Annotated in this window: 12 protein-coding genes; 8 read left to right on the plus strand and 4 right to left on the minus strand. The window is 58.8% G+C overall.

All coding sequences use genetic code 11. From position 1 onward, the window contains the following. Positions 1-44: 44 nt before the first annotated feature. Together ldtC and mfd are read right to left on the minus strand one after the other, a co-directional pair. On the minus strand, positions 45-1004 hold the full coding sequence (gene ldtC / locus A1WC_RS16510) for a L,D-transpeptidase LdtC (RefSeq protein WP_012542231.1): 960 nt from the start codon (positions 1002-1004) through the stop codon (positions 45-47). 163 nt (positions 1005-1167) lie between these two features. Continuing rightward, a complete protein-coding gene (mfd, locus tag A1WC_RS16505; protein WP_012542229.1) occupies positions 1168-4614 on the minus strand; it encodes a transcription-repair coupling factor in 3447 nt (1148 codons plus the stop codon). 39 nt (positions 4615-4653) lie between these two features. Between mfd and A1WC_RS27870 the strand changes: the two genes are divergently transcribed. The 7 genes from A1WC_RS27870 (at position 4654) to A1WC_RS16475 (ending at position 10296) form a co-directional block, all read left to right on the plus strand. Beyond that, the gene (locus A1WC_RS27870) at positions 4654-4785 is read left to right on the plus strand and encodes a hypothetical protein (protein WP_172437978.1); all 132 of its coding nucleotides are present in this window, start codon (positions 4654-4656) and stop codon (positions 4783-4785) included. A gap of 133 nt (positions 4786-4918) precedes the next feature. Continuing rightward, positions 4919-6118: a lipoprotein-releasing ABC transporter permease subunit LolC gene (gene lolC, locus A1WC_RS16500; protein ID WP_012542228.1), complete on the plus strand. Its 1200-nt coding sequence runs from the start codon at positions 4919-4921 to the stop codon at positions 6116-6118. Continuing rightward, on the plus strand, positions 6111-6812 hold the full coding sequence (lolD, locus tag A1WC_RS16495) for a lipoprotein-releasing ABC transporter ATP-binding protein LolD (protein ID WP_002900798.1): 702 nt from the start codon (positions 6111-6113) through the stop codon (positions 6810-6812). The genes lolC and lolD overlap by 8 nt, the downstream gene beginning before the upstream one ends. Next, positions 6812-8056, plus strand: coding sequence for a lipoprotein-releasing ABC transporter permease subunit LolE (gene lolE / locus A1WC_RS16490; protein ID WP_012542227.1), 1245 nt, complete (start codon positions 6812-6814; stop codon positions 8054-8056). The genes lolD and lolE overlap by 1 nt, the downstream gene beginning before the upstream one ends. A 48-nt stretch (positions 8057-8104) precedes the next feature. Further along, on the plus strand, positions 8105-9016 hold the full coding sequence (nagK, locus tag A1WC_RS16485) for an N-acetylglucosamine kinase (RefSeq protein ID WP_008806006.1): 912 nt from the start codon (positions 8105-8107) through the stop codon (positions 9014-9016). Positions 9017-9030: 14 nt separating this feature from the next. After that, a complete protein-coding gene (gene cobB, locus A1WC_RS16480; RefSeq protein ID WP_008806007.1) occupies positions 9031-9861 on the plus strand; it encodes a Sir2 family NAD+-dependent deacetylase in 831 nt (276 codons plus the stop codon). Positions 9862-9951: 90 nt separating this feature from the next. Further along, positions 9952-10296 carry a hypothetical protein gene (locus tag A1WC_RS16475; protein WP_008806008.1) on the plus strand — a complete coding sequence of 115 codons (345 nt, stop codon included), beginning with the start codon at positions 9952-9954 and terminating at the stop codon, positions 10294-10296. Positions 10297-10320: 24 nt separating this feature from the next. On the opposite strand, the gene A1WC_RS16470 is transcribed toward A1WC_RS16475, so the two are convergent. Together A1WC_RS16470 and A1WC_RS16465 are read right to left on the minus strand one after the other, a co-directional pair. Further along, the gene (locus A1WC_RS16470) at positions 10321-11283 is read right to left on the minus strand and encodes a sugar-binding transcriptional regulator (RefSeq protein WP_004140612.1); all 963 of its coding nucleotides are present in this window, start codon (positions 11281-11283) and stop codon (positions 10321-10323) included. A 35-nt stretch (positions 11284-11318) separates the two neighbouring features. Further along, positions 11319-12113, minus strand: a complete 795-nt coding sequence (locus A1WC_RS16465) for a triose-phosphate isomerase (RefSeq protein WP_016160620.1) — start codon at positions 12111-12113, stop codon at positions 11319-11321. A gap of 242 nt (positions 12114-12355) precedes the next feature. On the opposite strand from A1WC_RS16465, the gene pdxA reads away from it, so the two are divergent. Then, positions 12356-13363 (plus strand): 4-hydroxythreonine-4-phosphate dehydrogenase PdxA, encoded by a 1008-nt coding sequence (pdxA, locus tag A1WC_RS16460; protein WP_016160621.1) that lies wholly within the window; start codon positions 12356-12358, stop codon positions 13361-13363. Positions 13364-13372: the final 9 nt, after the last annotated feature.

The raw sequence follows: 13372 nt of genomic DNA on the forward strand, positions 1-13372 counted from the left end.
AAAACCCGCCATCAGGCGGGTTTTTTGTTTTGTGCAGCGTAAGACTACAACGACTGCGGTCCAGGGGCAGCATGACGCGTGACGTCAATGGGCATGCCCGAGCGGTAATTCATCGCGCGCTCCATCACCGTCCCGTCGGTTTGCGGCGCCTGTTTGAACTCCGTCATGGTCGCGTTAAGCGTAATGGGCAAGGTCTGCGGGTCGTCATCGATATGCTCAGACAGCGGCTGATGGACTTCAACCAGACGGCGGCCATCCGGCTCTACCGATACCTTGATCGGCGTGTTAATGATATTCACCTTAGTGCCTGGCGAAATGGCGTTGTACAGCGCCTTGATATCGTTGTCGCGCAGACGAATGCAGCCGGAGCTGACGCGCATGCCAATGCCGAAATCGGCATTGGTGCCGTGCAGGAGATAGACTCCGCCATAGGCGGCGAGGCGGATGGCGTGATGGCCCATCGGGTTGTCAGGACCGGCAGGCACCACCGCCGGCAGCTCAATCCCCATTGCCTTATAGCGGGCGCGAATGTTAGCGGTGGGCGTCCAGGTCGGATTGGCCCGCTTGTCGGACACGGTCGTGACCATCGTCGGCGTGATGGTGGTTCCGCCCAGCTGGCCGATGCCGATCGGGTAGACGGTCACTTCATTTTTACCCGGCGGGTAATAGTAGAGGCGCAGCTCGGCAAGGTTAATCACCAGCCCTTCGCGCGGCGCATCGGGCAGCAGCGTCTGCAGGGGGATGGTCAGCACGCTGCCGGCGCGGGGAACATAGGGGTCAACCCCGGGATTGGCCTGCAGCAGGGCCAGAAAACCGACATTGTACTTTTTGGCAATCGCCTCCAGCGAACCGCCGTTATCCTGCACCACGTGGAACGTATTCTGACCTACCAGCCGGCTGCCCGGCGGGGGAAGGGGCCAGGTGTTGGCGCGCGCGGGCAGAGCCAGCGCGGCGACCAGCGCGACCAGCGCCAGCCAGAGCGTAACGGGGAAACGGTTTCTCATTACCATAACTCCAAAATATATAAGTGGTTATTTTTATATGAAAAGCAGATGAGATTATGGCGTGAGTCTGTGTGGGGAAATCCAGGCGGATTGCAAAATGTTTGTAAAGATTGCCAGGTATGTAAGAAGGGAGATACGGCCAGGGGGCCGTATCTCCTGCCAGTCAGGCGACGGCGTTCTCTTCCAGCTGACGCATAAACTGGCGAACCCAGTCCATCCGCGTTTTACGCTCTTCCAGGTCCTGCATGAATTTCAGGCGCGTCGGCCCGTCCAGCCGGAAGTGCTGGGGCTGCTTCTGCAGCAGGCCGATCAACCACACCGGATTGACGTTGTTTTTCTCGTTAAATTCAATCACGCCGCCTTTTTCGTTGCTTTCCAGTTTGCGGATCCCCAGTTTCTGCGCCTGCTGACGCAGACGGGCAATATCCAGCAGGTTGCGGGCGGCATCGGGCAGGCGGCCAAAACGATCGATCAGCTCGACTTTGATCTCCTCCAGATCGAGTTCGTTTTTGGCGCTGGCAATGCGCTTATAGAATGACAGTCGCGTATTGACGTCAGGGATGAAATCGTCAGGCAGCAGGGAAGGCATGCGCAGTTCGACCTCCGTCTGCTGGCTGGTGAGATCTTCCAGCGAGGGTTCGCGTCCGGCTTTCAGCGCATCGACTGCGTTCTCCAGCAGCTCCATATACAGAGAGAAACCGATGGTTTCCATCTGACCGCTCTGATCTTCGCCGAGCAGTTCCCCGGCCCCGCGAATCTCCAGATCGTGGGTCGCCAGCGCAAAGCCGGCGCCGAGATCTTCCAGCGACGCAATGGCTTCAAGGCGCTTTTGCGCATCGGTGGTCATCGCTTTCGGATGCGGCGTCAGCAGCCAGGCATAGGCCTGATGATGCGAACGGCCAACGCGGCCGCGCAGCTGGTGCAGCTGGGCGAGGCCAAAATGGTCGGCGCGTTCGATGATGATGGTGTTGGCGGTGGGAATATCGATCCCGGTTTCGATGATGGTGGTGCACACCAGCACATTGAAGCGCTGGTGATGGAAGTCATTCATCACCCGCTCCAGTTCGCGCTCCCGCATCTGGCCGTGGCCGATGGCTATCCGCGCCTCCGGCACCAGCTCCGCCAGCTTGTCGGCGGCTTTCTGGATGTTTTCGACGTCATTAAATAGATAGTAGACCTGGCCTCCGCGCAGCGTTTCGCGCAGGATCGCCTCGCGCACCACCAGGGCGTCGTATTCGCGAACGAAGGTCTTCACCGCCAGACGGCGCGCCGGCGGCGTGGCGATGATCGACAGGTCCCGCATCCCGCTCATCGCCATGTTCAGCGTCCGCGGGATCGGCGTGGCGGTGAGGGTCAGGATATCGACATCGGCGCGCATTGCTTTGATGCGTTCTTTGTGACGAACGCCAAAGCGGTGCTCTTCGTCGACGATCAGCAGCCCCAGATCGCGCAGCTTCACCTCGCTCTGCAACAGCTTATGGGTGCCGATTAAGATATCGATTTTGCCTTCCGCGGCCTGCTCGAGGATCTGCGCCTGCTCTTTAGCGCTGCGGAAGCGGGAGAGCATTTCGATGCGTACCGGCCAGTTGGCGAAACGATCGCGGAAGTTGTCATAGTGTTGCTGAGCCAGCAGGGTGGTCGGCACCAGCACCGCCACCTGCTTGTGGTTCTCCACGGCGAGGAAGGCGGCGCGCATAGCCACTTCGGTCTTACCGAAGCCCACATCGCCGCACACCAGGCGGTCCATGGCCAGCGGCTGGCACATATCGCTGAGGACGGCGTTAATCGCCTGCGCCTGATCCGGCGTGGTTTCAAACGGGAAGCCGTCGCAGAACAGCTGATACTGTTCGCGGTCGTGTTTAAAGGCAAAGCCCGCCTTCGCCGCGCGCTGGGCGTAGATATCCAGCAGCTCTGCCGCCACGTCGCGTACTTTCTCAGCCGCTTTTTGTCGCGCCCGGGTCCAGGCATCGCCGCCCAGCTTGTGCAGGGGCGCGTTCTCTTCCGCCCCGCCGGCGTAACGGCTGATAAGATGCAGGGAGGATACCGGAACGTATAGCTTGGCATCGTTGGCGTAAGTCAGCATCAGGTATTCGCCGGTGATGCCGCCGGCTTCCAGGGTGGTCATTCCCGCATAGCGGCCCACGCCGTGCTCCAGATGGACAACCGGCTGGCCGATATGCAGTTCGGCAAGGTTGCGAATGAGGATGTCAGGGTTGATTGTGCGACGTGAATCCTGCCGGCGGCGCGCCACGCGCTCGCCGAGCAGGTCGCTTTCGCAAATCAGCGCCAGGCCGCGCTGACTGTCAATAAACCCGTGTTCGGCGGCGCCAATCATCAGATAGCGGCCATTGCCGGTGGCTTCTTCCAGACGCAGCACGTGTTTTGGCGCAATTTTAATCCGCGCCAGCATTTCGCTCAGCGCTTCACGGCGACCCTCGCTTTCCACGGAGAAGATCACCGGGCCGGTAAAGGACTCGAGGAAGCGGCGCAGATTATCCAGCGGCGCTTTGTTTTGCGCCTGCACCGCGAGATCAGGCAGCGTCTGGTAGCCCAGATTGGTATTCGCCGCTTTGTCCGCCAGGCGCTCGGTTTTCAGCTGTACGCGCGGCCATTTTTTCAGTTCGCCGAACAGCTCATCGCTGCGCAGCCACAGCAGTTCCGGCGGCAGGAGCGGGCGCATCGGATCGACGCCGCGGTTTTCGAAGCGGGCGCGGGCTTCATTCTGGAAACGTTCCGCGCTGGCCTCGAGATCGCCGGTGTTGACGATCAGGGTGCTGGCCGGGAAATAGCTAAATAACGGCGGCAGCGGCTCGCTGAAGAACAGCGGCTGCCAGTATTCGATACCGGCAGGCAGTGTCCCTTTACTGACCTGCTGATAGATATGCTCGGCATCGCGCTTCACCTCAAAACGGTCGCGCCACTGACTGCGGAACAGCTCGATGGCGGTCTGGTCGGTGGGAAACTCGTGCGCCGGCAGCAGGTTAATGGCCGCCACTTCCTCCAGCGTGCGCTGGCTGTCGACGTCGAACAGACGCAGGCTGTCGATTTCATCGTCAAAGAAATCGAGGCGGTAGGGCTGGTCGCTGCCCATCGGGAACAGGTCGAGCAGCGCGCCGCGGGTGGCATATTCGCCGTGCTCCATCACCTGATCGACATGGCGATAGCCGGCGCCCTCCAGCTGATCGCGCAGCGCATCGCGCGACAGGCGCTGGCCCTTTTTCATCACCAGCGCGTGCCCGTGAAGGAAGCTGTGCGGACAGACGCGCTGCATCAGGGTGCTGACCGGGACGATCAGTACGCCGCGCTGCATGGTGGGTAACTGGTAAAGGGTGGCAAGACGGGAGGAGATGATATCCTGGTGCGGCGAGAAGCTGTCGTAGGGGAGCGTTTCCCAGTCAGCCAGCCCCATCACCATGCTGTCGGTGAACTGCCTGATCTCGTCATTCAGACGCAGCGCGTTTTGCATGTCAGGTGCCACCAGCACCACCGGGCCTTTGTGGCGTTCGGCCATCTCTGCCACCAGGGTAGCGCAGGCCGCGCCGGTCAACTCGCCAAGCTGGCGCAGATCACCGGCTTTGGCCGGCAATGAGTATCGATATTGTTCAGGCATAGACGGTTTCATGGTCTCTTGGGGATTCGCTCTGCCGATATGGAGGGCAACTCGCTGATATTCAATAGTGAGATTATCCGCGATTGGTCTGGATTCGCCAACCCGAATTGCCATCAGGTGTTGGGTGAAGAAACGTCAGCGCCGTGGATAAGCGTAAAGATAAATAAGTAAGTACTTATCTATCCGTTTGTATTTGCTTGGTTTTTAGGATTATTGCTAATAAAGTCGTCAGGTATCAGTCATTTACGCTGCTCGTATTCGCTTATATACTCGGGCATCGGCTATCAGCAACCAGATGGATGACATGTACCAACCTGCCGCACTCTTTATCGGCCTGCGCTATATGCGCGGGCGCGCAGCCGACCGCTTCGGTCGATTCGTCTCCTGGCTCTCAACCATCGGCATTACGCTTGGCGTAATGGCGCTGGTGACGGTCCTGTCGGTGATGAACGGCTTTGAACGCGAGCTGCAAAACAACATCCTGGGGCTGATGCCGCAGGCCATTCTTAGCGCCAAACAGGGTTCGGTGAATCCACAGCAACTGCCGGAGCGCGAGGCGAAACTCCAGGGGGTGACCCGCGTGGCGCCGATCACCACCGGTGACGTCGTCCTGCAGAGCGCGCGCAGCGTGGCGGTCGGGGTCATGCTGGGCATTGATCCGGCGCAAAACGATCCCCTGACTCCGTACCTGGTGAACGTCAAACAGAGCGATCTGCAGGCGGGCAAATATAACGTTATTCTCGGCGAACAGCTGGCGGGCCAGCTGGGGGTTAATCGTGGCGATCAAATTCGTGTGATGGTTCCTTCCGCCAGTCAGTTTACGCCAATGGGCCGCGTGCCGAGCCAGCGTCTGTTCACGGTTATCGGCACCTTCGCCGCCAACAGCGAAGTCGATGGTTATCAGATGCTGACCAACATCGACGACGCCTCTCGTTTAATGCGTTATCCGCTGGGGAATATCACCGGCTGGCGCCTGTGGCTGGATAAACCGCTGCAAGTGGATACCCTGAGTCAGCAGACGCTGCCGCCAGGTACCCAGTGGCAGGACTGGCGCGAGCGCAAGGGCGAACTGTTCCAGGCGGTGCGCATGGAGAAAAACATGATGGGCCTGCTGCTGAGCCTGATCGTCGCCGTCGCGGCCTTCAACATTATTACCTCGCTGGGGATGATGGTGATGGAGAAGCAGGGCGAAGTGGCTATCCTGCAAACTCAAGGGCTGACGCCGCGGCAGATCATGGCCGTCTTTATGGTGCAGGGCGCCAGCGCCGGGATCGTCGGCGCGCTGTTGGGAGCCGTGCTTGGCGCGCTGCTCGCCAGCCAGTTGAATAATTTAATGCCAATTATCGGCGCCTTCCTTGACGGCGCGGCGCTGCCGGTGGCGATTGAGCCGCTGCAGGTTATTGTTATCGCCCTGGTGGCGATGGTGCTGGCCTTGTTGTCTACGTTGTACCCTTCCTGGCGCGCTGCCGCCACCCAACCCGCTGAGGCTTTACGTTATGAATAAGATCCTGCTGCAATGCGACAACCTGTGCAAACGCTATCAGGAAGGCAATGTGCAAACCGATGTCCTGCACAATGTCAGCTTCAGCATTGGTGAAGGCGAGATGATGGCCATTGTCGGCACCTCCGGCTCTGGCAAAAGTACGTTGCTGCATCTGCTCGGCGGCCTGGATACGCCCACCTCTGGCGACGTGATTTTCTCCGGCCAGCCGATGAGTAAACTCTCCACCGCCGCGCGCGCCGACCTGCGTAACCGCGAGCTGGGCTTTATCTATCAGTTCCACCATTTGCTGCCGGACTTTAGCGCGCTGGAAAACGTGGCGATGCCGCTGCTGATTGGCAAAAAGAAGCCAGCGGATATTGAACGCCAGGCGAAAGCGATGCTGCAGGCAGTCGGGCTTGAACACCGCAGCCATCACCGTCCGTCGGAGCTCTCCGGCGGTGAACGCCAGCGGGTGGCGATTGCCCGCGCGCTGGTGAATAAACCGCGGCTGGTGCTGGCGGATGAACCGACCGGTAACCTTGATGCTCGCAACGCCGACAGCATCTTTCAGCTGCTGGGCGAACTGAACGTCGCGCAGCGCACCGCGTTTCTGGTGGTGACCCACGACCTGCAGCTGGCGAAACGCATGAGCCGCCAGCTGGAGATGCGTGATGGCCGTCTGACCGCCGACCTGACCCTGATGGGGGCCGAGTAATGGCGTCTCCGTTATCGTTACTGATTGCATTACGTTTCAGCCGTGGACGGCGGCGCGGCGGCATGGTGTCGCTGATCTCGGTGATCTCCACCATCGGCATTGCGCTGGGGGTGGCGGTGCTGATCGTCGGCCTCAGCGCGATGAACGGTTTTGAACGCGAGCTGAACAACCGCGTGCTGGCGGTGGTGCCGCACGGCGAAATCGAACCCGTGAACCAGCCGTGGAATAACTGGCAGGAGGCGCTGGCGAAGGTGCAGAAGGTGAAGGGGATTGTCGCGGCAGCGCCCTATATTAACTTCACCGGCCTGGTGGAGAGCGGCAGCAATATGCGCGCCATCCAGGTGAAAGGGGTCGACCCGCAGCAGGAAACCCGGCTCAGCGCGCTGCCCACCTTTGTGCAGAATAACGCGTGGGCCGGATTCAAGGCCGGCGAACAGCAGGTGATTCTGGGGAAAGGGGTCGCCGATGCGCTGCACGTGAAGCAGGGGGACTGGGTGTCGATCATGATCCCTAACGCCGACGCCGACCATCAACTGCTGCAGCCAAAACGCGTCAGGCTGCATGTGACCGGAATTTTACAGCTGAGCGGCCAGCTCGATCATAGTTTTGCCATGATCCCGATGCAGGATGCGCAGCAGTACCTGGAGATGGGCAGCAGCGTGACCGGCATCGCCATCAAGGTCACCGACGTTTTCCACGCGAACAAGCTGGTGCGCGACGCCGGCGAGGTGACCAACAGCTACGTCTACATCAAGAGCTGGATCGGCACCTATGGCTATATGTATCGCGATATCCAGATGATCCGCGCCATTATGTACCTGGCGATGGTGCTGGTGATCGGCGTGGCCTGCTTTAACATCGTCTCGACGCTGGTGATGGCGGTCAAAGACAAAAGCGGCGATATTGCGGTGCTGCGCACGCTTGGCGCAAAAGACGGCTTAATTCGCGCGATTTTCGTGTGGTATGGTTTATTAGCCGGATCGGTAGGCAGCCTGTTCGGGGTAGTGATCGGCGTGATCTGCGCGTTGAACCTGACGTCAATCATCAACGGTATCGAATACCTGATTGGGCATAAATTCCTCTCCGGCGACATCTATTTTATTGACTTCCTGCCGTCAGAACTGCACTGGCTGGACGTCTTTTATGTGCTGGTGACAGCACTGTTGCTGAGTTTGCTGGCCAGCTGGTATCCCGCCCGCCGCGCCAGCCGCATCGACCCGGCGAGGGTGCTGAGTGGCCAGTAATTTATCGTCATCGTCGGCTTTGCTGACGACACAAGAGGAATTGCTGAAATGTATTATGGATTTGACATTGGCGGCAGCAAGATAGCGCTGGGCGTATTTAATCAGGAGCGGCGACTGCAGTGGGAAAAACGCGTCGCCACGCCGAAAAGCAGTTATGAGGATTTTCTCCAGGCGGTGGAGGCGCTGGTCCGCGAGGCCGATGAGCGCTTCGACCAGCAGGGGTCGGTCGGGATCGGTATTCCGGGGATGCCGGAAACGGCAGACGGCACGCTGTATGCCGCTAACGTGCCAGCCGCCAGCGGCCGGCCGCTGCGCACCGACCTCAGCGCGCGGCTGGGGCGCGATGTGCGCCTCGATAATGACGCCAACTGTTTCGCGCTGTCTGAAGCGTGGGACGATGAGTTTACGCAATACCCGCTGGTGATGGGGCTGATCCTCGGCACCGGCGTGGGCGGCGGCCTGGTGTTGAACGGTAAATCGATTACCGGACATAGCTATATCACCGGCGAGTTCGGCCATATTCGCCTGCCGGTGGATGCCCTGGAGGTGGTCGGGCGCGATTTTCCGCTGCTGCGCTGCGGCTGCGGCCAGCTGGGCTGCATTGAAAATTATCTCTCCGGCCGCGGTTTCGCCTGGCTGTACGAACATTTTTACCAGCAACCGCTCTCCTCGCCGGAGATAGTGGCGCAGTGGCAGCAGCACGATCCGCGCGCCCAGGCGCACGTTGAGCGCTATCTCGATCTGCTGGCGGTGTGTCTGGGGAATATACTGACCATTGTCGACCCGGATTTACTGGTGCTCGGCGGTGGATTATCTAACTTTACGGCCATTAGCGAAGGGCTGGCGCAACGATTGCCGCGCCATCTTCTGCCGGTCGCCAGGGTTCCGCGCATTGAGCGCGCACGCCACGGCGATGCCGGGGGAATGCGCGGTGCGGCCTTCCTTCACCTGACCCATTAATCACAGAGGTAGCTATGCAGTCGCGCCGTTTACATCGATTGAGCCGTTTTCGTCGCAATAAACGTCGGTTGCGTGACCGTCTGCGTCAGCGGATTTTCTTTAGGGAGGACAGGATGAAACCTGAAGCGATGGCAAAACCGAGAGTGGTGGTGTTAACCGGCGCGGGCATCTCGGCAGAGTCGGGGATCAAAACCTTCCGCGCGGCGGATGGCCTGTGGGAAGAGCATCGGGTGGAAGATGTGGCGACGCCGGAAGGCTTCGCCCGCGATCCGGCGCTGGTGCAGGCGTTCTACAACGCCCGTCGTCGCCAGCTGCAGAGCCCGGAGATCGCGCCGAACGCGGCGCATCTGGCGCTGGCGCGTCTGGAAGATCTACTGGGCGACCATTTCCTGCTGGTCACCCAGAATATTGATAATCTGCACGAGCGCGCCGGCAACCGCCGGGTGATCCATATGCACGGCGAGCTGCTAAAGGTGCGCTGTTCGTGGAGCGGCCAGGTGCTGGAGTGGACCGGCGACGTCACCGCTGAGGACAAATGCCACTGTTGCCAGTTCCCGGCGGCGCTGCGTCCGCACGTAGTCTGGTTTGGCGAGATGCCGCTGGGGATGGATGAGATCTACAGCGCGCTGGCCGACGCGGATATTTTTATCGCCATCGGTACCTCCGGCCATGTCTATCCGGCGGCTGGCTTTGTGCACGAGGCGAGGCTGCACGGCGCCCATACCGTTGAACTGAACCTGGAACCCAGCCAGGTGGGCAGCGAGTTTGCCGAGAAGCACTACGGGCTGGCAAGCGAAGTGGTGCCTGCCTTTATCGATAAGCTGCTGCAGGAAAACCCGCTATAAACTGAAGCCGCCTGCCGGTAGCCAGGGCCCTGGCCACTGCTTCCGGCAGCGCTGCTGACAAGGATGAAACGTCATGACAGGAGTCAGACCATGCATAATCCGCTGGTTATCGAAGCGATCATGTTGATCGCGGCCATTATCGTTGGCGTCTGGAGCCAGCGCGCTTTACCACTACACGCCGATAGCCGACCGATCCTCTTCCTGCTGTGTCTGTTCGTCGGCACTGGCAGCGCATTGTGCCTGCTGCTGGATGGCTTAGCCCTGCTGTTCACCGGTCAGGTCGCGACGGGCGGTGTGCGAATATACGGCCCGTTGCTGCTGCTGGTAGTGCTGTGGAAACCTCTCAACGGGATCTCCGGCATCATTGAAGATTTTGTGCAGCGGCGAGCCGAAAAAGGGAAGGGCAAAGGCCAGCGCGACGGTGGACGACGCTGATCCGCCGCCTGCGCCGTGGCTTATTTATAGCGCCTTTTGCATATTAATGACCGAACGGGCGTTCGAGGCGCTGGTAGCCAGCACATCTATAACCCCGGTGCGTAATGCCCCCAGGATCGCCGTCGCTTTCGTACTTTCGGAGGCGATAGCGATGACGCAGGGAATGGCCCGCAGCTGTTCGAGACTTAAGCCAATGACCCGGTCATTCATCACCGTATCGACGGGTTTGCCCTGAATATTGAAAAAGCTGTACCCCGCCAGATCGCCCACCACCCCCTGTTCCTGACGCGCGGTGGCAATTTCCTGCGGCGTAAACCAGCCGAGCTGGACCATAAAGCTGTTTTCATTCATATCGCCGAGGCCAATGATCGCCACGTCAGCTTTGCTGGCCTGTTCGAGCGTGGCCTTAATCAGGCGGTTTTGCATAAAGGCGGCGCGCAGCTCCGGGGTTTCCACATAGGCCGGGGCGTAAAGCGTTTCGCTGAAGCCGTTAAATTTGCGCGCCAGATTCCGGCTGATGTGGTCGGCGTCGATCAGCTGATTGTCGCGCTTGGTTCCGCCGATGCCGCAGATAAAGCGGCAGTGGCGCTCAGGAAACACACCGACGTGATTCGCCACCGCGGCCACATTGCGCCCCTGACCAACGGTGACGGTCATATCGTTTTTTAACACCCCAGCCAGGTAGTTACTGACCAGGGCCGCCACCTGCTGGCGCTGTTCATCTTCATCATGGTGATCCAGGGCAATCAGCGCGCGCTTAATGCCAAAGTGCGAAATAAACTGCTGCTCAATCTGGGAGCTGAAGACCGGATGGTATTTGACGCTGATCTCAACAATCCCTTCCTGGCGCGCTTTTTTCAGCAGGCGCCCGACTTTGATACGCGAAATGCCGAATCGTTTGGCGATCTCTTCCTGCGTTTGTTCCTGATCGTAATAAGCCACCGCAATTTCAGTGAGCAGGGCGTAATCTGAGTCTTGTTCAATCATGGCCTGGAATTTCCATCTCTGGTGTCCCTCTTATATTACTGCGCCTGCAAAATAAATTCCTGTGTAACGCGTTGAACAATGTCGCAATAGCCTTGTGCGTCCCAGGCCGCGCGGCCGATAAACAAGCCATTGATCTCCGGCTGGCGCAGCAGTTCCACCGCGTTTTGCAGTGTAACGCTGCCGCCATAGAGCAGTGGGATACGGATTCCTGTCTCATGACCAAACCGCTCGCAAAGCGCCTCACGCAACGCCTGATGAATGACGCCCGCCTCCTGCGGTGAGGCGGGCGTACCATGTTCGCCAATGGCCCACACCGGTTCATACGCAATCAGGATCTGCAGCGCTTGCTGGTGGCTCAGGCCATACAGGGCGATCTTCATCTGCCGCACCACGCTTTCACGCGACACCTGCCAGCGTTTCTCCTCGGCGCTATCGCCAATACAGATCAGTGGGCGCAGGCCATGACCTAAGGCGCTATGTACTTTTCGATTAATCGCGGCATCGCTTTCATTAAAGGCGGCGCGTCGTTCTGAATGTCCCAGCTCAACAAGCGTGGCGCCGGTTTCTGCCAACATGGCCGCCGAGATTTCCCCGGTCCAGGCGCCCTGATCCGCTTCATGCATATTCTGCGCGCCGGTCAAAAGTGGTAACTGATGCATTTGCAGAAAATGGCTGACGGGGTGGATCGCGGTGAAGGGGGGAATGACGAAGGGCTGAATAGCAGGGTGACAGCCCTCTGGCATCCGCGCTGCCAGCGTTTCGCACCAGGCCATGGCCTGCGACAGCGGCTTATTCATTTTCCAGCTGGTTCCTAACCATATCGGGGTCATCTTTGCTTCTCCTGTTAATAAAATCAAACGCTTGCAAAATGTGGGTGTCATACCCTGTATTGAGGTTGAACTTTTTATCAGTACATGAACATATGTTAGATCACATTTTTCGATGAAAAAAATCTATGAATTTTTTTATGTGATCCTCATCACTAATGGCGGCTCATTCATCAGGTAATGTTTTGAGCATATGATTTGACTATGAACATATGAACAATCAACTCAGACAAGAGAGGCGCATGATGTCAGCAGAGAAAAAACCCGTTGTGGCGATTACCATCGGCGATCCGGCAGGGATCGGCCCAGAGATCACAGTGGCCACCATGATGGACAAAAGCGTGTATGACGAGTGCAAACCGTTCCTGATCGGCTCGGTACCGATTATCAGCCGGGCGATGAAAATCATGGGCTGCGATTTTGTTATCCATAAAATTGCTCATCCTCAGGAGGCCCGTTTCAGCTGGGGGACGCTGGATGTCCTGGAAACCGGCGACTACGACTGCGACAGCATCGAATGGGGCAAGGTGCAGAAGCTGGCGGGGCAAATGTCGCTGGACTATGTGATGAAGTCGATCGAACTGGGCAAAGCGGGGCTGATCGACGTGGTCTCTACTGCACCTATTCATAAGGAAGCCATCAAGCTGGCGGGATGTAAGCTCCCGGGCCATACCGAAATCTATCAGGTGGAAACCCAATCTGATTATGGCTTGACTATGTTCCACGTCCACAACCTGCGCGTCTTCTTCGTGAGCCGCCATATGGCGCTAAAAGCTGCCTGTGACTATGCCAATAAAGCGCGGGTGCTGGCCTGCGTTCAGCAGATCCATCATGAATTTACTGCCCTGAACATCAACAATCCGCGTATTGCCGTGGCCGCCCTGAACCCGCATGGTTCCGACAACGGTCTTTTTGGTCACGAAGAGGCAGACAATCTGATCCCGGCGGTGAAAGCGGCCCAGGAGATGGGGATCAACGCTATCGGGCCGGTACCGGCCGATTCCGTGTTCCATCTCGGCAAACAGGGGCGCTACGACGCCATTCTCTCGCTGTATCACGATCAGGGGCATATCGCCTGTAAAACCCTCGACTTTGAACGTTCAATCACCATTACCTTCGGCCTGCCGTTTATGCGCAGCTCCGTTGACCATGGGACGGCGTTTGATATCGCCGGTACCGGTAAGGCGGGTACTGTCAGTATGCTGGAGTCGACGCTGGTGGCGGCCCGTTACTGGAAAATGAAGCATCAATAATCGCTGAGG

This window comes from Klebsiella sp. KTE92 (genome assembly GCF_000398905.1).
In the GTDB taxonomy this organism is placed as follows: Bacteria; Pseudomonadota; Gammaproteobacteria; order Enterobacterales; family Enterobacteriaceae; genus Klebsiella; species Klebsiella variicola.